Here is a 20,007-nt window from a genome sequence, read left to right as displayed (position 1 = left end):
AATGGACGGCGAGGCAAGCGCCGCCGTCCAGGAACGCGCAAGGGCCGTTCAGGCCAGCGCGATGTTGGTCGCCGATTCGCGGCCGTCACGGCCCTTTTCGATGTCGAAGGTGATCGCCTGGCCGTCGCGGATGTCGCGGATGCCGGCACGCTCGAGCGCCGAGATGTGAAGGAAGATGTCCTTCGAGCCATGCTCGGGCTGGATGAAGCCGAAGCCTTTGGTGGCGTTGAACCATTTCACGGTGCCGTTGGCCATCGTGATGTCTCCTAATCTTGTATCTGCCATCCGCGACATGCGATGGCCCGGCTTAGTGTCGTCGTCGGAACATCTGAAGCCGAAAGGAGACAGAAGATCGAAAGAAAGACGCTTGCCGCCCCTAGATAGCAAAACGCGCGCGCATTTTCAAGACCGGGATGGCGTCAGGCCGTTCGGGCCATCACCAGGACGGACCAGTCGGCCAGGTCGTCGCGCCGGTCCGGCGTGAAGCCCGCATCGCGATAGGTTGCGATCACCTCCTCCGCCTGCGTGGTCAGGATCCCCGACAGGATGATCCGGCCGCCCGGCGCGACCATTGCCGCCATCTGCGGCGCCAGGTCGATCAGGGGCTGCTTGAGGATGTTGGCCAGCACCAGGTCATAGGGCGCGTTGTCTTCCAGCATCGGATGCCCGAAGCCCGCGGCCTCGATGCAGATCACCCGGCCGTCAAGCCCGTTGGCGATCACGTTGGCCGCCGCCGTATCGACGGCCACCGCGTCGATGTCGCTGGCCAGCACCGTGACCGGCCACAACCGCGCCGCCGCCATCGCCAGCACGGCGGTGCCGCAGCCGATATCGACGACGCGGTGCGGCTGGAAGCCCTGTGTCGCCAGCCGGTCCAGGGCTTCCAGACAGCCCTTGGTGGTGTTGTGGTGGCCGGTGCCGAAGGCCATCGCGGCCTCGATGCACAGCGCCTCGACGCCCTCGGGAACCGTGTCGGCATCGTGGCTGCCATGGACATGGAACCGGCCGGCGCGCACGGGCGTCAGTTCGCGCTTCACATGGGCGACCCAATCGACATCCGGCACCTGAGAGATCGCGAAGGGATTGGCGCCAAAGGCTGCGGCCAGCAGGGCCAGGGCGATGTCGTCCGGGCTTTCGGTGAAATAGGCGCCGACTTCCCAGCGGTTCGATCCGTCCTCGATCTCGAAGATGCCGGTGCCGACGGGTTCGGGATCCAGATCCTCGCAAGCCTCGGCCAGGGCTTCGGCGGCCTGGCGGCCCGCGACATGGGTCAGTGCGGAATAGGTGGTCATCAGATCGGATCCGGGTTGGGCAGGCTTGCCTCTATCCCCGTGCCCTTCAGGCCACAATAGCCGTCGGGGTTCTTGTGCAGGTATTGCTGGTGCGCGTCATGCGCGGGCCAGAAGGGGGCGGGGCCGATGATCTGCGTGGTGATCTTGCCGAAGCCCGCCACGGCCAGGCGGTTGTCATAGTCGATCCTGGAGGCCTCGGCCGCCGACATCTGGCTGTCGGTGAAGGCCATGATCAGGCTGCGATACTGATGCCCCACGTCGTTTCCCTGGCGGTCGCCCTGGGTGGGGTCGTGGTTTTCCCAGAACAGTTTCAGCAGATGGTCATAGCTGATCTTGGAACTGTCATAGACGATGCGCACGACCTCGGCATGGCCGGTGGTCCCGGTCTTGACCTGGTCATAGGTGGGGTTGTCCACCGTGCCGCCGGCAAAGCCCGCCTGGGTCAGCCAGATCCCGTTCTGCTGCCAGAACAGGCGTTCCGGTCCCCAGTAGCAGCCCATGCCGAAGACCGCCTGGTCAAGGCCCTGCGGGACGGGACCGTCCAGGGGGCGGTTGAAGATCGCATGTGTGGTCATGGTGACATCCTTCTGATTTTGGCGGTCAAACGCCGGAGGACGGGGCGGGTTTCGACAGCTGTGAAGGCAGAGACGCTGGGACCTTTGCAATATCACGCTTTATGCACTCGGATGAGATGTATCACCTTGGATAGGCACTGTGGTCGCCACCAGACCACTGATGACGACCTGAAGCGGTAGAGGCGTTGCTGTTGGAACTCCCTCAATAGTCGAGAGGTCAAAGTTTTTCCGTTTTGGATCAGCAGCCTTTACTAATTCGTTTATCAATTCATAAAAACGGCCTGCGGTAAAATTGTCGCCTATTTTTCTATACAGTTCGACACAAGTTGGATGGTCAATGAATTCGACAGGAATCCGAGAAAGTGCTGCATTGAAGTTCGATACATCCTGCGGTGTGTTTTTAGTGCCTCCCGTAATCGCAAATCTATATGCTACCAAATCAGAGATAATTGACATCTTCTGGCGCATGACTAGTTCGGTTTCTCGAAGTTTTTCATCAATGCGACGCTGCCAAATTTGATATCCAACAGTAAACATGCCGACGGCAACAGCGCCTAACGCTCCAATAATTGCTCCGGTGATGGTATTGTCCATAATATTTACAGCCTCATTTTCTATGGTTTATGGACCGCTAACGTTATCTAAATCTTACCCTCTTGGATGCGCCGCCCGGTAGACCGCCATCAGATGCGCGTCGTCCACCCCGGTATAGACCTGCGTGGTGGACAGGCTGGCATGGCCCAGCAGTTCCTGGATGGTGCGCAGGTCGCCCCCCGCCGCCAGCAGATGCGTGGCAAAGGAATGGCGCAGCGCATGGGGCGTGGCGGTGGGCGGCAGGCCCAGGGACGCGCGCACCTTCTGCATCGCCCCCTCGATGATCCCGGGCAGCAGCCGTCCCCCGCGCACGCCCCGGAACAGCGGCTGGTCGGGCGCCAGCGGCCAGGGACTCTTGCGCAGGTAATCGGCCACCCCATCCCGCGCGACCGGCAGGACGGGGACATGCCGCTGCCGCCCGCCCTTGCCGGTGATGGTCAGGCTGTCGCGGAAGGGCCAGTCGGCGCCGTTCAGGTTCAGCGCTTCGGAAATGCGCAGCCCGCAGCCCCACAGCAGCGTCATCACCGCCACGTCGCGCGCCGCGACCCAGGGGGTGTCGTGCTGGGCGGCGATCATGTCCAGCGTGTCCCGGGCCTGCTCGGGCGTCAGCGGGCGGGGCAGGGACCGGGTGTATTTCGGGCTGCGGGTGGACAGGGCGGCGGACAGGTCATGGCCCTCGCGGTCCGACATCCAGCGCAGGAAGCTGCGCACCGCCGATTGCCGGCGCGCCAGCGACCGCGCCCCCAGGCCGCGCGCGCGTTCGGCGGCGGCGAATGCCCGCATGTCGGTCTGGCGCAGACAGGCCAGCGATTGCGGCGTGGCGGGTTGCCCGTGATGGCCGCCCAGGAAGGCCAGGAAGGCCAGCAGGTCCGCGCGATAGGCGGTGATCGTGTGGTCCGAACGGTCGCGGGTCGCGGCCTCGACCTCCAGCCAGCGGGCCAGAGCATCGGCCATGGCGGGCGCCAGGGCCAGCGGCGGGGTCACGGGCGCAGCCGCGACAGCAGGACCAGCCGGAAGACCTGCGCGAAGAAGCGCAACAGGTCGGTGCCATGCGCCGGCATGAAGCGTCCCTTGTCGGCGCTGCCCATCAGCAGCATGGCGCGGGGTCGGCGGGCGCCCAGGTCGATGGGCAGCAGCGCCTCGGACGCCACCGCGCGGCCATGCATCAACTGCGTGATGGGCGAGGCGGGGCGCAGCACGATGTCGTCGCCCCGGGGCGTGCGCCGCCCGGCCGCGACGATCCGGCCGATGGCGCCGTCCGGGACCAGAACCGCATCCTCGGGCAGGCCGGGGATGGCGGGGTCGGGTTCGACCACCAGGCGCAGCGTCTCGATCCGCAGCAGGGGCGCGATGTCGGATTGCAGGCTGTCCACCAGCTCCGCCAGGTCGGCCGATTCCAGCAGCCCGATCACCGCGCGGTGGATCACCGCCATGCCCGACTGGTTGTCGAAGGCCGCGGCGATCACGCTTTCATGCTGGGTTTCCAGCCGGTCGAGGCGCGTTTCCAGCGCCTCCATCGCGCGGCCGCGGATGTCGATCACGTTGTCGCCCGCCTCGGCTTCGCGGGCGGCGACAAGGGCGCGCATCAGGTCGCGGTCGGCCAGGATGACGCCGGGATCGGCCAGCAGTCTGTCGCGCGTCTCGGGGTCAAGCCCCGCCTGCCGTTCCGCCGTCATGCCTGTCCCCTTTATGTCATCCGCCGATCTTCTGACCGGTCTTGGCCCAATCGGCAGTGAACTGCTCAAGCCCCTTGTCCGTCAAGACATGCTTTGCCATGGACTTGATGACGGCGGGGGGCGCGGTGATCACGTCGGCGCCGATCTTGCCCACCTCGATGATGTGGTTCACAGACCGGATGGATGCCGCGAGGATCTGGGTTTCGTAGCCATAGTTGTCGTAAATCTCGCGGATGTCGGCGATCAGGTCCACGCCGTCCAGGCCGATGTCGTCCAGCCGCCCGACGAAGGGGCTGATGAAGGTCGCGCCCGCCTTGGCCGCCAGGATGGCTTGCGCGGGGGAAAAGCACAGCGTCACGTTGACCATGCGGCCTTCGTCGGCAAAGACGCGGCAGGCCTTCAGCCCGTCCCAGGTCAAGGGCACCTTGATGGCGATGTTGGGCGCGATCTGCGCCAGGTGGCGGCCTTCGCGGATCATGTCGGCGGCGCTTTCGGCCACGACCTCGGCACTGACGGGGCCTTGGACCATCTCGCAGATTTCGCGCGTGACCTCCTCGATGTTGCGGCCGGCCTTGAGGATCAGCGACGGGTTGGTGGTCACGCCATCGACCATGCCCAGGTCGTTCAGCTCGCGGATGGCGTCCACATCGGCGGTATCGAGGAAGAATTTCATGGCCTGGCTCCGGTGACTGGTTCAGGTCGGGTGATAGCGCAAAACCATGTCCGCCGAAAGGGGCAGGGCGGGCCTTGCAACGGGCGCGGGGCAGGGTTTTATCAAGGCGATGAAAACCTTGCCCGCCTTTTTCCCCGCACGCGCCCGGATCGCCGTCCTGACGGTCGAACCCGTGGGCGTGCTGGACTATCTGGCGCCCGAAGGCGGCGTGGCCCAGGGGCAGCTGGTGCTGGCGCCGCTGGGACCGCGCCGGGTCGTGGGCCTGGTCATGGGCGAGGGGGTGGGCGATTTCGACCTGGCCAAGCTGCGCCCGGTGGCGCGGGTGCTGGACGCCGAACCCTTTGACGCGCGGTTCCTGGAGTTCCTGACGCGCGCCGCCGATTACACGCTGACGCCCTTGCCCCTGATGCTGCGCATGGCGACGCGCGCGCCCGACCTGGACCAGCCGCCCGCCGCCCGCCGCGTGATCGTGCCGGGCGGTGCCCCGCCCACCCGCATGACCGAGGCGCGCGAACGCGTGATGCAGGTGCTGGCCGAACACGGCGGGGCCAGCTTCGCGCCGTCCGAACTGGCGCAACTGGCGGGCGTCGGCACGGCGGTGGTCAAGGGCCTGGTCGCGGCGGGAACATTGGCCGAGGTTCAGGCCCCGCGCGACCTGCCTTATCCGCGCCTCGATCCAACCCGCCCCGGCAAGCCGCTGGACGCCGACCAGCAGGCGGCGGCGGACGCGCTGCGGGCGGCCGTGCGGTTGGGCGGCTATGGCACCACCCTGCTGCGCGGCGTCACCGGATCGGGCAAGACAGAGGTTTATCTGGAAGCCGTCGCCGAATGCCTGGCGCGCGGACGCCAGGCGCTGGTGCTGCTGCCCGAAATCGCGCTGTCGGCCGAGTTCATCGACCGGGTCGAGGCACGGTTCGGCGCCCGCCCCGGCGAATGGCACAGCGGCATCACGCGGTCCGAACGCCGCCGGTTGTGGCACATGGCCGGGCGCGGCGAGGCCGGGCTGGTCGTGGGTGCAAGGTCCGCGCTGTTCCTGCCCTTCCGCGACCTGGGCCTGATCGTCGTGGATGAGGAACACGACTCCAGCTACAAGCAGGAGGACGTGGTTTATTACAGCGCCCGCGACATGGCGGTGCTGCGCGCCTCCATCAACGGGGCGCAGGTGGTGCTCGCCTCCGCCACGCCGTCGCTGGAAAGCTGGGTGAACGCGGGCATCGGCAAATACCGGCGGCTGGATCTGCGGTCACGCTATGGCGCCGCCGAACTGCCCGACATGGCCGCCATCGACCTGCGGGCCGAGGACATGCCCTCGGGCCGCTGGATTTCCCCTACGCTGGCCGGGGCGGTGGAATCGCGGATCGCCCGCGGCGAACAGTCCCTGCTGTTCCTGAACCGGCGCGGCTATGCGCCGGTGATGCTGTGCCGGGCCTGCGGCGAACAGATCGGCTGCCACCAATGCGACGCGCGGATGGTGGAGCACCGCTTCCAGAACCGCCTGATCTGCCACCAATGCGGCGAATCGCGGCCCATCCCGCTGGCCTGCCCAAGCTGCAAGGTCGAAGGCAAGCTGGCCCCCATCGGCCCCGGCGTGGAACGCATCGCCGAGGAAGTGGCAGTCCGTTTCCCCGACGCCAAGGCCACGGTGCTGTCCTCGGACCTGTTCCAGTCCGCCCGCGCGCTGAAGGACACGATTGCCGAGATCGCCAATGGCGACACGCAGATCATCATCGGCACGCAGATCGTCGCCAAGGGCCACAACTTTCCGCGCCTGACGCTGGTGGGCGTGATCGACGCCGACCTGGGCCTGCAAGGCGCCGACCTGCGCGCGGCGGAACGGTCGTTCCAGCTGATGCGGCAGGTCGCGGGCCGGGCGGGGCGGCAAGGGGGTTCCGCGCCGGGGGTGGCCTTGCTGCAAACCCACCAGCCCGACCACCCGGTGATCCGCGCCATCTTGGGGGGCGAGGACGAGGCCTTCTGGAACGCCGAGGCCGCAGGCCGCCAGGCCAACGGAATGCCCCCGTTTGGCCGGCTGGCGGGGATCATCCTGTCCCATCCCGACCTGGGGGTGGTCAGCGATTTCGCCCGCCACCTGGCCGCCCATGCCGCGCCCCTGCAACAGGCGGGCGCGCAACTGTGGGGACCGGCCCCCGCGCCCATCGCGCGGATCCGGGGGCGCCACCGGATGCGGATGCTGATCCACGCGCCCCGCCAGGCGCCCATCCAGGCCGCCATCGCCGACTGGCTGGCCCCCCACAAGCCGCCCGCGAACCTGCGGCTGTCGGTGGACATCGATCCGCAGAGCTTCCTTTAGGTGCGCGCGTCGAAATCGCGCCGCGCGGTCTCGATGCGACCAAGGTGGGTTTCGGCCCATTGCCAGACGCCGCAGAACGCCTCGGCCAGGCCAAGGCCCAGGTCGGTCAGGTGGTAATCCACGCGTGGCGGGATGACGGGATGCACGGTGCGGGTCAGAAGCCCGTCGCGTTCCATCTGCCGCAGGGTCTGGGTCAGCATCTTCTGGCTGATCCCCGGCACCGCGCGGCCCAGGGCGGAAAAGCGCATCGTGCCGCCCTCGGTCAGGGCTTCCAGGATCAGCATGGTCCATTTGTCGGCCACGCGGCCTATCAGCTCGTTAACCAGTTGGGTGACGCGAGGGTCGATGGCGGACAAGGGCGGCGCGGACATGGGGGCACTTTCCAAAAGGTAAGTATAAATCTTTCCGGTGCCTTCTTCCGAAAGGAAAGCGGTTTGCCCCATATCACCGTCAGCAACCGAAAGGACAAGCGATGCGGACCAGCGGAAACACCATCCTTCTGACCGGCGGCACCTCGGGCATCGGGCTTGCCCTGGCGCAGCGGTTCCATGCGGCGGGCAACACGGTGATCGTCACCGGGCGGCGCGCGGCGCTGCTGGAGAAGATCGCGGCGGATCATCCCGGCATGATCGGGCACGCGCTGGACGTGACCGACGCTGATGCCGTCCGCGCCTTCGGGGCGCAGGTCGTGGCGGATCACCCGGCGCTGAACGTCGTGATCCACAACGCAGGCATCATGGTGGCCGAGGACGTGCGGGGCGATTTCCTGGACACGGCCGAGGCGACGATCGCCACCAACCTGCTGGGACCGATCCGGCTGACGGCGGCGCTGATGCCGCATCTGCTGGCGCAGCCGCGCGCGACGATCATGACCGTGTCGTCCGGGCTGGCCTTCGTGCCGCTGGTGCGGACGCCGACCTACTCGGCCACCAAGGCCGCGATCCATTCCTGGTCGCAATCGCTGCGCGCCCAGTTGCGCGACACCGGCGTCGAGGTGCTGGAACTTGCGCCCCCTGCCGTGCAGACCGACCTGATGCCGGGCCATGGCACCGATCCCACCGCCATGCCGCTGGCCGATTTCATCGACGAGGTGATGGGGATCCTCGCGCAGGATCCGACCCCGCCGCTGGTCGGCGTCAAGCGGCTGGACTTCCTGTCCAGGGCCGAGGCCGAGGGGCGGTATGACCAGACCTTCGCGCGGCTGAACGGGCTGTAGGGTGCGTGCTTGCACGCACCACGCCCTAGTTCTTCAGCACGATGCACCGCCCGCCCAGCTGCCTGAAGCGCGCGCAGAAGCGGTTGGCGTCGGCCTTGCTGTCCCAGCCGACCTGCGCGGTATAAACGGCGCGCGGCATTCCCGTCAGGCGCTTGCGCACGTAACCCACCTGCTTGTCGCCCAGGATCGGGCGCAGGCTGCGGTTCAGGCGGGCCACCTGGCGGGACGCGCCCGACTGGCTGGGATGGCTGGCCACGATCACGCCCCAGGGAAAGACCTTGGGCTGGACCATGAACTCGCGCAGCTTGCGCTCGCCGGCCAGCTTCTCGCAGGCGGGGCGGAATTCCAGGCCGGGATCCAGCGCCAGCTTCAGTTCGCTGGAGGGCGGCGGGTTGTCGCGCCAGCGCAGCGCCTCGAACCCGGTGATCGAGGCGACATAGTCCTGGGTCTCATAAGGCAGGGCGCCGTTCTGGCCCACAAAGCGCGCCGCGCGGTTCTCGCCGCCGTTATAGGCCACGGCGGCAAGGCCGATATTGCCGAAGGTGTCGGTCAGATGGCGCAGATACCAGGCCGACTTGTGGATCGCCTGCGCGGGGTTGAAGGGATCCTCCAGATCGTAAAGATCGGCCGTGCCGGGCATGAACTGGGCAATCCCAAGCGCGCCCACGGGGCTGACCGCCCCCGGCTCGAACCGGCTTTCCTTCCACAGCAGGCGCGCCAGGAAATTCGGGTCCAGCTTGTGCTCAAGGGCGCTGCGCTCGATCAGCGTGCAGACATCGGCGACATAGTGATCCAGCCGGATGCAATGGCGCCCGTCATCCGTGCAGCGGACCTGTTCCGACGGCTGCGCCGGATTGGTCCCGCCCTCGGGAGAGGCCTGGGCCGCGGATGCGGCCAGCACCAGCACCAGCAGGGCAAGCGCCTGTCCGATCAGGCAGGCCAGAGTGCTGCGGGCAGAGCGGAGGAACATCATCACCGCAGGCGCTTCATTCGGGATCGGATGACTTGACCTTGTCCGCCTTGCCCTTGCCGGCCTTCTTGCCGGATTTGCCGGCTGCCTTGCGCTCGGCTTTCCGGGCGGCCTTGTCGGCATCCTTGCGGGCGGCTTTCTCGGCCTGCTTTTCGGCCTTCCGCGCGGCCTTGCGAGCCTCTTTCCCGGCCTCCCTCTCGGCCTGCTTGGCGGCTTTCCGTTCGGCTTTCCGGGCGGCCTTGGCGTCGTCCGGGGTCACGGGGACGGGGGCCAGGGGGGCGGCCGGGACGGGCGCCTGAACCGGGGGTTCCGGGACCGCCTTCGGGGCAGGTTTCGGATCTGCGGGGATCTTTGCCTCGGCCTTGTCGGCGGCGGCTTTCGCCCCGGCCTTGGCGACGCGGCGCGAGCCGGTGCGCAGGTCGGCCTTGCGCGTCTCGGCCTTTTCGCGGCCCACGGGCTTGCGGGCGGGCGAGGCGGGCGCGCGCTTGGCCGCTTTCGGCGCGGCGGGCTTGGCGGTCGCAGCCTCGGCCACGGCAGCAGGTTTGGCCGCTTCGGACTGCGGGGCGGTCCCGGACTGCGAGGCCCGGTCGCGCTTGCGCCGTTCGGCCGTCGCGCGGCGCAGCGCGGTGGACAGCAGCTCCCTTGCGGAAACCTGGCCGTCCTCGCCCGCGGGGGCGGCCTGGCCTGCCGCCGCCTCCAGCGCCGCGATCAGCGCCAGCAGCGCCGCGTCGTCCAGCTGCTTGAGGGCCGCGCCGCGGCTGTTGCCGGCCAAGGCCCGTTGTTCGTCGGTCAGCAGTTCCTGTTCCAGCATGGTATAGTTGGGCATCGCTGTTCCCTTGGGCCGCATGGCCTGATTTTTGCGGCGGATGTTGAAAGAGATTTTCCGGTTTTGCAAACGGAAAGGCCCCGGTTTCAACCGGGGCCGGACCCTGTCAGGGGCGTGCGCCTTACTGCACGGCACTTTCCACCGGCGAGACCGTCATCGCCGCATAGGGATCGCTCACCTGCGGGGTCACGCCGGGCGTGGCGGCCATCGCGGTCTGCGCCTGGTTGGCGGGAACGACATAGCCTTCCGGCGTCTCGATCATCGGGCCTTCCAGGGCAAGGCTTTCGGCCTGGCTGCGCACATGGACCGTCGTGCCGGTGTTCACCTGGGCGAACAGGTCGATGACATCCTGGTTGAACAGCCGGATGCAGCCCGCCGAGGTGGCCTTGCCGATGGACGAGGGGTCCATCGTGCCATGGATCCGGTAATAGGTGTCGCGCCCGCCTTCATACAGATACAGCGCCCGCGACCCCAGCGGGTTGTGCATCCCGCCCGACAGCCCGCCCGCGAACTGGGCATACAGGTCCGGCTGCGTACGGATCATGTTGTCGGTGGGCCGCCACGAGGGCCATGCCGCCTTGCGCGCGATGCTGGCGGTCCCGGCATAGCCGGTCCCCGCCCGGCCCACGGCCACGCCATAGCGCATCGCCTGGCCGCCCGGCTGGACGTGATACAGCACGCGCGCATAGGGATCGACCACGATCGTGCCGGGCGCCTCGGGTCCGTTGTAGGGCACCTGCTGGCGCTGGTTGCGCTCGTTCAGATAGGCGGCGCGGACGGCGGGGATCTGGATCGGCTCTCCGTTCGGGCCGGTATCCGTGCGCGCCTGGTAGGCTTCGGGCACCGTGGGGTTGGCCAGCGTGACCGGCTGGCTGCTTCCACATGCGGCAAGCCCCAGGGCAACCGCCGTGAACAGGGTAACGAGACGCATCATCATTCTTCCTTCATGGCACTGCGGCAGCACGGGCAGGTCCGGTGCCGTCAGCATGTAAATTTCGTCCTGATCGCCCCTGTGGCAGGCCCAGGGTGATTCGCGCAGAGTTCATCAGCCCGTCACAGGCACCGGGCGTCAAGCCTTGCGGCCCGGTCCGGCGGATAGCCGATCCCGCGTTGTGGCGAAAGGGCGGCAGTCCGTTCAAGATTGACTGCCGCCGGAACAACTTGTGGTCTGCTTTGGTTTCATCGTCGCCACAAGGGCCATTCCGACCGCGATTGCACCATGCCGCCCCGCTGGCTAGGCTGCACCCCAAAGCCAGAGCGACCGTTCCCGTGACCGACCAGACAGCATCCCGGCCCCCGTCCCCTTCCGCGCTTGCCCCGTTCCGCTATCCCGATTTCCGCCTGCTATGGGGCGCGACGCTGGTGTCGAACTTCGGCGGGCTGGTGCAGGCGGTGGGCGCGGCCTGGCTGATGACGCAACTGACCGACAGCGCCACGCTGATCGCGCTGGTGCAAGCGTCCAACACCCTGCCGATCATGCTGCTGGCGCTGGCATCGGGCGCGCTGGCCGACATCTTCGACCGCAAGGCGATCCTGATGTTCGCGCAATGCTTCATGGCGGCGGTGTCGCTGGCGCTTGCCATCGTCGCCTGGCAGGGCTGGCTGACGCCCTGGCTGCTGCTGGCCTTCACCTTCCTGATCGGGGCGGGGCAGGCGCTTTACAACCCGCCCTGGCAGGCCAGCATGGGCGATCTGGTGCCGCGCGCCGACCTGCCTGCCGCCGTCACGCTGAATTCGGTCGGCTTCAACCTGATGCGCAGCGTGGGACCTGCGGCGGGCGGCTTCATCGTCGCGGGCTTCGGGGCGGCGGCGGCCTTCGCGGTCAATGCGGCCAGCTATGTGCCGCTGCTGGGCGCGCTGCTGCGCTGGCGCCCGAACATCGCCCCCCGCACCGCCCCGCCCGAGGAGTTCCTGCCCGCCGTCGCCGCGGGCCTGCGCTATGTGCTGCTGTCGCCGAACCTGATGAAGGTGATGGGGCGCGGCGCGCTGTTCGGCTTTGCCGCCGTTTCGGTCCTGTCGCTGCTGCCCCTGGTCGCCAAGGCCCACCCCGAGGGCGGGTCGATGCTATTCGGAGGCCTTCTGGGCTGCTACGGCGTGGGCGCCATCGCGGGGGCGGCGCTGAACCCGCGCATCCGGGCGCGGTTCAACAACGAGAATGTCGTGCGCATGGCATTCGCCGGCTTCGCGCTGTCGGCCATCGTGCTGGGGCAGACGCAATCGGTCTGGCTGCACGCGCTGGCGCTGCTGCCTGCGGGGGCATCCTGGGTGCTGGCCTTGTCGCTGTTCAACGTCACCGTGCAGCTCTCCACCCCCCGCTGGGTCGTGGCGCGTGCGCTGGCGCTGTATCAGACGGCGACCTTCGGGGGCATGGCCGCAGGATCCTGGGTCTGGGGCAGCATCGCGGGGGCGTATGGCCTGGGCGATGCGCTGACGGCGGCGGGGGTCGTGCTGCTGGCGGGGGCGGTGATCGGCTTCTGGTTCAAGGTGCCGGAATTCGGCACCGCGGATCTGGATCCGGCGAACCGCTTTCGCGAACCGGCGCTGCGGCTGGATCTGCGCGGGCGCTCGGGACCGATCATGGTGATGGTCGATTACCGCATCGACCAGAAGGACGTGCCCGAGTTCCTGCGCCTGATGCAGAAGCGCCGCAACATCCGCCGCCGCGACGGCGCGCGGAACTGGGCGCTTTTGCGCGACCTGGAGCATCCCGACCTGTGGTCGGAAAGCTATCACATCGCCACCTGGGACGAATACGTCCGCCACAACCTGCGCCGCACGAAGGCCGACGCGGAAACCACCGTGGCCCTGCGCGCCCTGCACCGGGGCGAGGGCGATCCCCTGGTCCACCGCATGATCGAACGCCACAGCGTCGGTCCCGAGGACGACCTGCCCTTGATCGGCAAGATGGAGGTCTGATGACCACGGCCCTGTTCACCCACCCCGACGCCGAGCGCCACATCACGCCCCCCGGCCACCCCGAGCAGGTGGCCCGTTACGCCGCCGTGATCGACGCGCTGGCCGATCTGGATCTGGACCGGCGAGAGGCGCCTCGGGCCGAGGAAGCCGAGATCCTGCGCTGCCATCCCCTACGCTACCTGGACCGGATCCGGGCGGCGATCCCCGACGAAGGCTGGCAGATGCTGGACGCCGACACGCATCTGTCGCCGGGCAGCCTGGACGCCGCCTTGCGCGGGGCAGGGGGCGCGGTGGCCGCGGTCGATGCGGTGCTGTCAGGCGAGGTCGCGAATGCCTTTGTCGCCATGCGCCCGCCGGGCCATCACGCCGAACGCGAAACGCCCATGGGCTTTTGCCTGTTCGGCAACGCGGCCATCGCCGCCAAGCGCGGCTTGGATTACCACGGCCTGGACCGCGTGGCGGTTCTGGATTTCGACGTGCATCACGGCAACGGCACGCAGGATCTGCTGTGGGACGAGGGGCGCGCCTTCTTCGCATCCACCCACCAGATGCCGCTTTATCCTGGCACGGGGGCGGCGTCGGAACGGGGCGCGCATGAGCAGGTGATGAACGTGCCGCTGCGGCCCGGATCGGACGGCGAGGCGGGGCAGGCGGCGTGGCGGGACATCCTGGCGCGCGCCCGTGATTTCAGGCCGCAACTGGTGATCGTCTCGGCGGGCTTCGACGCTCATGCCGCCGATCCGCTGGCGCAACTGAACTGGGACGACGCCGATTTCGCCGCCATCACCCGGATGATCTGCGACATGGCGGCGGATTTGTCGGCCCCGGTGGTATCCTGCCTGGAAGGTGGCTATGATCTGGCGGCCCTGGGCCGGTCCGTCCGCGCCCATCTTGACGTGCTGCTGGAGGCCGGACAATGAACGACATCGCGACCATGAGCTTCGAGGAAGCCATGAAGGAACTGGAGGCCACGGTCGGCAAGCTGGAAACCGGCGACGCAAGCCTGGACGAATCCATCCGCCTTTACGAACGCGGCGCCGCCCTGCGCCAGCATTGCGAGAAACGCCTGCGCGAGGCCGAGGATCGGGTGGAAAAGATCACCCTGGCGGCCAATGGCCAGCCCACGGGAACGGAACCGGCCGAGGGGCTGTGATGCAGGCCCCCTTGCAGGCCCGCCTTGGGGACGTGAAGGCCCAGGTCCAGGCCAGGTTGGACCGGGCCATCGGCGCCCTGCCGCCAGGCGAGTTGCGCGACGCGATGGCTTACGCCTGCGCGGGCGGCAAGCGGATCCGGGCGTTCCTGGTCATGGAATCCGCCCGCCTGCACGGCGTGCCCGACGATGCCGCGCTGCCCGTGGCGGCGGCGGTCGAGGCGCTGCACGCCTATTCCCTGGTCCATGACGATCTGCCCGCGATGGACAACGACGACCTGCGGCGCGGCCTGCCCACCGTGCATGTGAAGTGGTCCGAGGCCACCGCGATCCTGGCGGGCGACGCGCTGCAATCGCTGGCCTTCGGGCTGCTGGCCGATCCCGCCATCGGCGACGGGGCGACGCGCCGGTTAGTCGCGGGTTTCGCCCAGGCCGTGGGCGGGGCAGGGATGGTCTGGGGGCAGGCGCTGGACATCGCAGCCGAGACCGCCGCCGCGCCGCTGACGCTGGACCAGATCACCCAGTTGCAAGGCGGCAAGACCGGCGCGCTGATCCGCTTTGCCGCGATAGTTGGGCCGCTGATGGCGGATGCCGATCCCGCGCCGCTCGCGGCTTACGCCGATGCGGTGGGCCTTGCCTTCCAGATCGCCGACGACATCCTGGACGTGACCGGCAACGAAGACGTGACCGGCAAGCGCGTCGGCAAGGACGTGGCGGCGGGCAAGGCCACCTTCGTGTCCCTGCTGGGCCTGGACGGCGCGCGGGATCGGGCCGCGCGGCTGGTCGATGCCGCCGGTGCGGCACTTGCGCCCTATGGCGAGGCCGCCGGAAACTTGCGCCAGCTGGCGCGTTTCGTTATCGAACGCGACACCTGAACGCCCGCCCGCAACGCCTGAAAGGGCCAGCCGATGACCGACCTGACCAAGACGCCGATCCTTGACCGGGTCAAGCTGCCCTCGGACCTCAAGGCGCTGAGCGACCGGGACCTGCGGCAACTGGCCGACGAATTGCGGTCGGAAACCATCAGCGCGGTCAGCGTCACCGGCGGGCATCTGGGCGCGGGCCTGGGCGTGGTGGAACTGACCGTGGCGCTGCACGCGGTCTTCGACACGCCGCGCGACAAGATCATCTGGGACGTGGGCCACCAATGCTATCCCCACAAGATCCTGACCGGCAGGCGCGACCGCATCCGCACCCTGCGCATGGGCGGGGGCCTCGCGGGCTTCACCAAGCGCGCGGAAAGCGCCTATGACCCATTCGGGGCGGGCCATTCCTCCACCTCGATCAGCGCGGCGTTGGGCTTTGCCGTGGCGCGGGATCTGGGCGGCGATCCGGGCGATGCCATCGCGGTGATCGGCGACGGCGCCATGAGCGCGGGCATGGCCTTCGAGGCGCTGAACAACGCGGGCCACCTGGGCAAGCGGCTGATCGTGATCCTGAACGACAACGAGATGTCCATCGCCCCGCCGGTGGGCGCGCTGTCGTCCTATCTGACCAGCCTTTACACCCGCCGCCCTTTCCAGGATCTGCGCGCCGCCGCCAAGGGCGCGGTGGGTCTGCTGCCGCCGCCCTTCCAGGAAGGCGCGCGCCGGGCCAAGGAAATGCTGAAGGGCATGACCATCGGCGGGACATTGTTCGAGGAGCTGGGCTTTTCCTACATCGGCCCTGTCGATGGCCACGACCTGGACCAGCTTCTGCCGCTGCTGCGCACGGTCAAGGCGCGCGCGACCGGGCCGGTGCTGATCCATGCCGTCACGAAAAAGGGCAAGGGCTATGCCCCGGCGGAAAACGCGGCCGACCGCGGCCATGCCACGGGCAAGTTCGACGTGATCACGGGCGAACAGGCCAAGGCCAAGTCGAACGCCCCCAGCTATACCGCTGTCTTCGCCCAGGCCCTGATCGACGAGGCCGGGCGCGACGAAAGGATCGTGGGCATCACCGCCGCGATGCCGGACGGCACGGGTTTGAAGCAATTCGCCGAACGCTTTCCGCGCCGGACCTTCGACGTGGGCATCGCCGAACAGCACGCCGTGACCTTTGCCGCAGGCCTTGCGGCGGGGGGCATGAAGCCCTTTTGCGCGATCTATTCGACCTTCTTGCAGCGCGGCTATGACCAGGTGGTCCATGACGTGGCGGTGCAGGGCTTGCCGGTGCGCTTCGCCATCGACCGCGCGGGCCTGGTGGGCCAGGACGGGCCGACCCATGCGGGCGCCTATGACATCGCCTTCCTGGCGAACCTGCCCGGCATGGTGGTGATGGCCGCCGCGGACGAGGCCGAACTGATGCACATGGTCGCCACCGCCGCCGCCCATGACGGCGGCCCCATCGCCTTCCGCTTTCCGCGCGGCGAGGGCACGGGGGTCGAGATGCCGGAACGCGGGCAGGTGCTGGAAATCGGCAAGGGCCGGATCGTCCGCGACGGCAAGGGCGTCGCCATCCTGTCCTTCGGCACCCGCCTGTCGGAGGCCGCAAAGGCCTGCGAATCGCTGGCCGCGCGCGGGATCACCCCCACCGTGGCCGATGCGCGCTTTGCCAAGCCGCTGGACCGCGACCTGATCCTGCGGCTGGCCGCCACCCATGACGCGCTGATCACGCTGGAGGAAGGCGCGGTCGGCGGCTTCGGCAGCCATGTCGCGCAGCTTCTGTCGGATGAGGGCGTCTTCGACCGGGGCCTGCGCTTCCGGTCCATGGTCCTGCCCGACCGCTTCGTGGATCACGACGCGCCCTTCGCGATGTATGACACATCGGCGCTGAATGCCGCCCATATCGAGGCCAAGGTGCTGGAGGTGATGGGCGTGGCGCAACTGGCAGGCAAGACCGCCTGATCTGAAACTGCCTGCAAAGTGGGCATAATGCGGCCGCGCAAGGCAGGCGCGGCATGTTTTCCGCATTGCGGCATGAAGTTGAACCCGCGCCACGCATACCGGACAGGATCGGGCGCATTATCGTCCCGTGGGGCAGGTGATCGCTCCATTCCCTCCGACCACGGCGGTCCGGCCCGCCGAAATCCGCCAGAGACGCGCTCCCTCCTCCCTGCGAAGTCTCTGGCGGTCCCTCGATCAAAGGAAAAGCGCGGGACTTTCCCCCGTCCCGCGCTTTTCGTGTTCAGTGAACGGTTGCCTCGGGCTTGGGGCCTTCCCCGACGGCCCCAAGCTTGTGGCCCGCCCGGCCGATGCGGTTTTCCACGATCAGCCCGTCCGGCCCGGCGCTGACATGGACGGTCTGCCCGTCCATCACCTCGCCCGACAGCAGCAGTTCGGCCAGCGGATCCTGCAAGGCGCGCTGGATCACCCGCTTCAACGGACGCGCGCCGAAGACCGGGTCATAACCCTGGTCGGCCAGCCACTTGTGCGCCGCCTCGTCCAGATCCAGCGTGATCTTGCGCGCGGCCAGCCGCTGTTCCAGACGGCGCAGCTGGATGGTGACGATCGCGTCCATGTTGGCGCGGCTCAGGCGGCGGAAGATGATGATCTCGTCCAGCCGGTTCAGGAATTCGGGCCGGAAATGCGCCCGGACCGCCTCCATCACCTGCGCCCGCGCATCGGACGAATCCGACCCCTCGGGCAGATGCGACAACGCCTGCGACCCCAGGTTCGAGGTCAGGATGATCAGCGTCTGCTTGAAGTCCACCGTCCGGCCCTGGCCGTCGGTCAGCACCCCGTCGTCCAGCACCTGCAACAGCACGTTGAACACGTCCGGGTGCGCCTTTTCGACCTCGTCGAACAGGATCACCTGATAGGGACGCCGCCGCACGGCCTCGGTCAGCACGCCGCCCTCGTCATAGCCGACATAGCCCGGAGGAGCGCCGATCAGCCGCGCCACGGAATGCTTTTCCATGAACTCGGACATGTCGATGCGGACCATCGCGGAATCGTCGTCGAACATGTATTCGGCCAGCGCCTTGGTCAGTTCGGTCTTGCCGACGCCGGTGGGGCCAAGGAACAGGAACGACCCCAGGGGACGGTTCTCGTCGTTCAGCCCCGCCCGCGCGCGGCGGACGGCGTTCGACACGGCCACCACGGCCTCTTGCTGGCCAATGACGCGGGCGCCGATCTGCTCCTCCATCTTCAACAGCTTCTCGCGCTCGCCTTCCAGCATCTTGCTGGTGGGGATGCCGGTCCAGCGTTCCACGACCTCGGCGATCTGCTCGGGGCGGACGGCTTCCTCGACCATCAGCCCGTCGGCGCCGCCATTCTCGGCCTCGGCCAGCTGCTTTTCCAGGCCGGGGATGATGCCATAAGACAGTTCCCCCGCGCGGGCGAGGTTGCCTTCGCGCTTGGCCTGGTCCAGTTCGGCGCGCGCCCGGTCAAGCTGTTCCTTGAGGTTGCGCGAACCTTCCAGCTTGTCGCGTTCGGCCTGCCAGCGGGCGGTCATTTCCGCCGATTGCTGCTGCAATTCGGACAGATCCTTTTCCAGCCGCTCCAGCCGGTCCTTGGATGCCGCGTCGTCTTCCTTTTTCAGCGCCTCGGCCTCGATCTGCAATTGCAGGATCTGGCGGTCGAGCTGGTCCAGCTCCTCGGGCTTGCTGTCCACTTCCATGCGCAGACGGCTGGCGGCCTCGTCCACCAGGTCGATGGCCTTGTCGGGCAGGAAGCGGTCGGTGATGTAGCGGTGCGACAGCGTGGCCGCGGCGACCAGGGCGGCGTCGGAAATGCGGACGCCGTGGTGCAGCTCGTACTTCTCCTTGATGCCGCGCAGGATGCTGATGGTGTCCTCGACCGTGGGTTCCTGGATCAGGACCGGCTGGAACCGCCGGGCCAGGGCCGCGTCCTTTTCGATATACTTGCGGTATTCGTCCAGCGTCGTGGCGCCGATGCAATGCAATTCCCCCCGCGCAAGCGCGGGCTTGATGAGGTTCGCGGCGTCCATCGCGCCGTCGGTCTTGCCCGCGCCCACCAGGACGTGAAGCTCGTCGATGAACAGGATGACTTCGCCCGCGGCGGTCTCGATTTCCTTCAGGATCGACTTCAGCCGTTCCTCGAACTCGCCGCGATATTTCGACCCGGCGATCAGCGCGCCCATGTCCAGCGCCATCAGCCGCTTGTCGCGCAGGGATTCGGGCACGTCGCCATCGACGATTCGCAGGGCCAGGCCCTCGGCGATCGCGGTTTTCCCCACGCCGGGTTCGCCGATCAGCACAGGGTTGTTCTTGGTGCGGCGGCTTAGCACCTGCATGGCGCGGCGGATTTCCTCGTCCCGGCCGATGATCGGGTCGATCTTGCCGTCGCGCGCGGCTGCCGTCAGGTCGCGGGCGTATTTTTCCAGCGCCTCATAGCTGTCCTCGGCAGAGGCCGAATCGGCGGTGCGGCCCTTGCGGATGTCGTTGATCGCGGCGTTCAGGTTCTGGGCATTGACGCCCCCCGCGGTCAGCGCGTCGCGGGCGTTGGTGTTGACCATGGCCAGCGCCATCAGGATGCGCTCGGCCGGGACAAAGCTATCGCCCGCCTTCTTGGCGACCTGCTCGGCCTCGTCCAGGACGCGCACCAGCGACGGGTCCACGTAGACCTGGCCATTGCCGCCCTTGACCTTGGGCAGCTTTCCCACGGCCAGATCGACGGCTTCCTTCACGCGGCGGGCATCGCCGCCCGCGCGGGTGATCAGGTTCGACGACAGCCCCTGGTCGTCGTCCATCAGGGCTTTCAAAAGATGTTCGGGAACGACCCGCTGGTTTTCCTCGCGGATCGCGATGGTCTGGGCGGCCTGCATGAAGCCGCGCGACCGCTCGGTGAACTTTTCCATGTTCATCGGCACTATACTCCTTCCACTAGCCCCCGTGTCGCGGACACCCTGTTGCGGCGCGCCCCGGTC

19 protein-coding genes are annotated in these 20,007 nt (G+C 67.9%); 7 read left to right on the top strand and 12 right to left on the bottom strand.

The window, feature by feature from the left end; translation table 11 throughout:
- Positions 1–48: 48 nt before the first annotated feature.
- The 7 genes from GIY56_RS09480 to fsa all read right to left on the bottom strand — a co-directional run bounded on the left by GIY56_RS09480 (position 49) and on the right by fsa (position 4,810).
- Entirely contained in the window at positions 49–255 is a 207-nt protein-coding gene (locus GIY56_RS09480; protein ID WP_154764585.1) for a cold-shock protein, read from the bottom strand.
- 164 nt (positions 256–419) lie between these two features.
- Positions 420–1,292: a 50S ribosomal protein L11 methyltransferase gene (locus GIY56_RS09475; protein ID WP_154764584.1), complete on the bottom strand. Its 873-nt coding sequence runs from the start codon at positions 1,290–1,292 to the stop codon at positions 420–422.
- Positions 1,292–1,867: a peptide-methionine (S)-S-oxide reductase MsrA gene (gene msrA, locus GIY56_RS09470; protein ID WP_154764583.1), complete on the bottom strand. Its 576-nt coding sequence runs from the start codon at positions 1,865–1,867 to the stop codon at positions 1,292–1,294. Before msrA ends, GIY56_RS09475 begins: the two co-directional genes overlap by 1 nt.
- Positions 1,868–1,966: 99 nt before the next feature.
- On the bottom strand, positions 1,967–2,461 hold the full coding sequence (locus GIY56_RS09465) for a hypothetical protein (protein ID WP_154764582.1): 495 nt from the start codon (positions 2,459–2,461) through the stop codon (positions 1,967–1,969).
- A 54-nt stretch (positions 2,462–2,515) separates the two neighbouring features.
- Complete coding sequence (locus GIY56_RS09460) at positions 2,516–3,415, bottom strand: tyrosine recombinase XerC (protein WP_154764680.1); 900 nt, start codon at positions 3,413–3,415, stop codon at positions 2,516–2,518.
- Positions 3,416–3,441: 26 nt separating this feature from the next.
- The gene (locus GIY56_RS09455; RefSeq protein WP_154764581.1) at positions 3,442–4,137 is read right to left on the bottom strand and encodes a DUF484 family protein; all 696 of its coding nucleotides are present in this window, start codon (positions 4,135–4,137) and stop codon (positions 3,442–3,444) included.
- A 16-nt stretch (positions 4,138–4,153) separates the two neighbouring features.
- Positions 4,154–4,810 (bottom strand): fructose-6-phosphate aldolase, encoded by a 657-nt coding sequence (gene fsa, locus GIY56_RS09450; protein ID WP_154764580.1) that lies wholly within the window; start codon positions 4,808–4,810, stop codon positions 4,154–4,156.
- A gap of 109 nt (positions 4,811–4,919) precedes the next feature.
- On the opposite strand from fsa, the gene GIY56_RS09445 reads away from it, so the two are divergent.
- Entirely contained in the window at positions 4,920–7,121 is a 2,202-nt protein-coding gene (locus tag GIY56_RS09445) for a primosomal protein N' (protein ID WP_154764579.1), read from the top strand.
- On the opposite strand, the gene GIY56_RS09440 is transcribed toward GIY56_RS09445, so the two are convergent.
- The gene (locus tag GIY56_RS09440; RefSeq protein WP_196053591.1) at positions 7,118–7,492 is read right to left on the bottom strand and encodes a winged helix-turn-helix transcriptional regulator; all 375 of its coding nucleotides are present in this window, start codon (positions 7,490–7,492) and stop codon (positions 7,118–7,120) included. The two genes, GIY56_RS09445 and GIY56_RS09440, sit on opposite strands and share 4 nt — an antisense overlap.
- A gap of 101 nt (positions 7,493–7,593) precedes the next feature.
- On the opposite strand from GIY56_RS09440, the gene GIY56_RS09435 reads away from it, so the two are divergent.
- Positions 7,594–8,337, top strand: coding sequence for an SDR family oxidoreductase (locus GIY56_RS09435; protein ID WP_154764577.1), 744 nt, complete (start codon positions 7,594–7,596; stop codon positions 8,335–8,337).
- 25 nt (positions 8,338–8,362) lie between these two features.
- Here the strand turns inward: GIY56_RS09435 and GIY56_RS09430 are convergent, their stop codons facing one another.
- The 3 genes from GIY56_RS09430 to GIY56_RS09420 all read right to left on the bottom strand — a co-directional run bounded on the left by GIY56_RS09430 (position 8,363) and on the right by GIY56_RS09420 (position 11,064).
- A complete protein-coding gene (locus tag GIY56_RS09430) occupies positions 8,363–9,307 on the bottom strand; it encodes a lytic transglycosylase domain-containing protein (protein ID WP_154764576.1) in 945 nt (314 codons plus the stop codon).
- 16 nt (positions 9,308–9,323) lie between these two features.
- Positions 9,324–10,133, bottom strand: a complete 810-nt coding sequence (locus GIY56_RS09425) for a hypothetical protein (protein ID WP_154764575.1) — start codon at positions 10,131–10,133, stop codon at positions 9,324–9,326.
- A gap of 121 nt (positions 10,134–10,254) precedes the next feature.
- A complete protein-coding gene (locus GIY56_RS09420; protein WP_154764679.1) occupies positions 10,255–11,064 on the bottom strand; it encodes a L,D-transpeptidase in 810 nt (269 codons plus the stop codon).
- Positions 11,065–11,402: 338 nt separating this feature from the next.
- Here GIY56_RS09420 and GIY56_RS09415 point away from each other — a divergent pair, with 338 nt between their 5' ends.
- Genes GIY56_RS09415 through dxs form a run of 5 tightly spaced genes read left to right on the top strand, consistent with a single transcriptional unit; the run spans position 11,403 to position 17,024 of the window.
- Positions 11,403–13,049 (top strand): MFS transporter, encoded by a 1,647-nt coding sequence (locus GIY56_RS09415; protein ID WP_328288493.1) that lies wholly within the window; start codon positions 11,403–11,405, stop codon positions 13,047–13,049.
- The gene (locus GIY56_RS09410) at positions 13,049–13,969 is read left to right on the top strand and encodes a histone deacetylase family protein (RefSeq protein WP_154764574.1); all 921 of its coding nucleotides are present in this window, start codon (positions 13,049–13,051) and stop codon (positions 13,967–13,969) included. The genes GIY56_RS09415 and GIY56_RS09410 overlap by 1 nt, the downstream gene beginning before the upstream one ends.
- The gene (locus GIY56_RS09405) at positions 13,966–14,202 is read left to right on the top strand and encodes an exodeoxyribonuclease VII small subunit (protein ID WP_154764573.1); all 237 of its coding nucleotides are present in this window, start codon (positions 13,966–13,968) and stop codon (positions 14,200–14,202) included. The genes GIY56_RS09410 and GIY56_RS09405 overlap by 4 nt, the downstream gene beginning before the upstream one ends.
- Positions 14,202–15,074, top strand: a complete 873-nt coding sequence (locus tag GIY56_RS09400; protein WP_154764572.1) for a polyprenyl synthetase family protein — start codon at positions 14,202–14,204, stop codon at positions 15,072–15,074. Before GIY56_RS09405 ends, GIY56_RS09400 begins: the two co-directional genes overlap by 1 nt.
- A gap of 33 nt (positions 15,075–15,107) precedes the next feature.
- Positions 15,108–17,024 carry a 1-deoxy-D-xylulose-5-phosphate synthase gene (dxs, locus tag GIY56_RS09395; RefSeq protein ID WP_154764571.1) on the top strand — a complete coding sequence of 639 codons (1,917 nt, stop codon included), beginning with the start codon at positions 15,108–15,110 and terminating at the stop codon, positions 17,022–17,024.
- A 280-nt stretch (positions 17,025–17,304) separates the two neighbouring features.
- Here the strand turns inward: dxs and clpB are convergent, their stop codons facing one another.
- Positions 17,305–19,944: an ATP-dependent chaperone ClpB gene (gene clpB / locus GIY56_RS09390; protein ID WP_154764570.1), complete on the bottom strand. Its 2,640-nt coding sequence runs from the start codon at positions 19,942–19,944 to the stop codon at positions 17,305–17,307.
- Between the last annotated feature and the right edge of the window lie 63 nt (positions 19,945–20,007).

Source organism: Paracoccus lichenicola (assembly GCF_009708075.1).
Taxonomy (GTDB): Bacteria; Pseudomonadota; Alphaproteobacteria; order Rhodobacterales; family Rhodobacteraceae; genus Paracoccus; species Paracoccus lichenicola.
The sequence above is the reverse complement of the archived record's forward strand: the minus strand, read 5'-3'. Positions and strand labels throughout refer to the sequence as shown.

Coding starts and splice junctions, on each gene's coding strand:
- GIY56_RS09425 (WP_154764575.1), bottom strand. CDS start 10,133: ATGCCCAACTATACCATGCTGGAACAGGAACTGCTGACCGACGAACAA.
- GIY56_RS09400 (WP_154764572.1), top strand. CDS start 14,202: ATGCAGGCCCCCTTGCAGGCCCGCCTTGGGGACGTGAAGGCCCAGGTC.
- clpB (WP_154764570.1), bottom strand. CDS start 19,944: ATGAACATGGAAAAGTTCACCGAGCGGTCGCGCGGCTTCATGCAGGCC.
- GIY56_RS09480 (WP_154764585.1), bottom strand. CDS start 255: ATGGCCAACGGCACCGTGAAATGGTTCAACGCCACCAAAGGCTTCGGC.
- fsa (WP_154764580.1), bottom strand. CDS start 4,810: ATGAAATTCTTCCTCGATACCGCCGATGTGGACGCCATCCGCGAGCTG.
- msrA (WP_154764583.1), bottom strand. CDS start 1,867: ATGACCACACATGCGATCTTCAACCGCCCCCTGGACGGTCCCGTCCCG.
- GIY56_RS09430 (WP_154764576.1), bottom strand. CDS start 9,307: ATGTTCCTCCGCTCTGCCCGCAGCACTCTGGCCTGCCTGATCGGACAG.
- GIY56_RS09410 (WP_154764574.1), top strand. CDS start 13,049: ATGACCACGGCCCTGTTCACCCACCCCGACGCCGAGCGCCACATCACG.
- GIY56_RS09405 (WP_154764573.1), top strand. CDS start 13,966: ATGAACGACATCGCGACCATGAGCTTCGAGGAAGCCATGAAGGAACTG.
- GIY56_RS09460 (WP_154764680.1), bottom strand. CDS start 3,415: ATGGCCGATGCTCTGGCCCGCTGGCTGGAGGTCGAGGCCGCGACCCGC.
- GIY56_RS09440 (WP_196053591.1), bottom strand. CDS start 7,492: ATGTCCGCGCCGCCCTTGTCCGCCATCGACCCTCGCGTCACCCAACTG.
- GIY56_RS09420 (WP_154764679.1), bottom strand. CDS start 11,064: ATGCGTCTCGTTACCCTGTTCACGGCGGTTGCCCTGGGGCTTGCCGCA.
- GIY56_RS09445 (WP_154764579.1), top strand. CDS start 4,920: ATGAAAACCTTGCCCGCCTTTTTCCCCGCACGCGCCCGGATCGCCGTC.
- dxs (WP_154764571.1), top strand. CDS start 15,108: ATGACCGACCTGACCAAGACGCCGATCCTTGACCGGGTCAAGCTGCCC.
- GIY56_RS09435 (WP_154764577.1), top strand. CDS start 7,594: ATGCGGACCAGCGGAAACACCATCCTTCTGACCGGCGGCACCTCGGGC.
- GIY56_RS09475 (WP_154764584.1), bottom strand. CDS start 1,292: ATGACCACCTATTCCGCACTGACCCATGTCGCGGGCCGCCAGGCCGCC.
- GIY56_RS09455 (WP_154764581.1), bottom strand. CDS start 4,137: ATGACGGCGGAACGGCAGGCGGGGCTTGACCCCGAGACGCGCGACAGA.
- GIY56_RS09465 (WP_154764582.1), bottom strand. CDS start 2,461: ATGGACAATACCATCACCGGAGCAATTATTGGAGCGTTAGGCGCTGTT.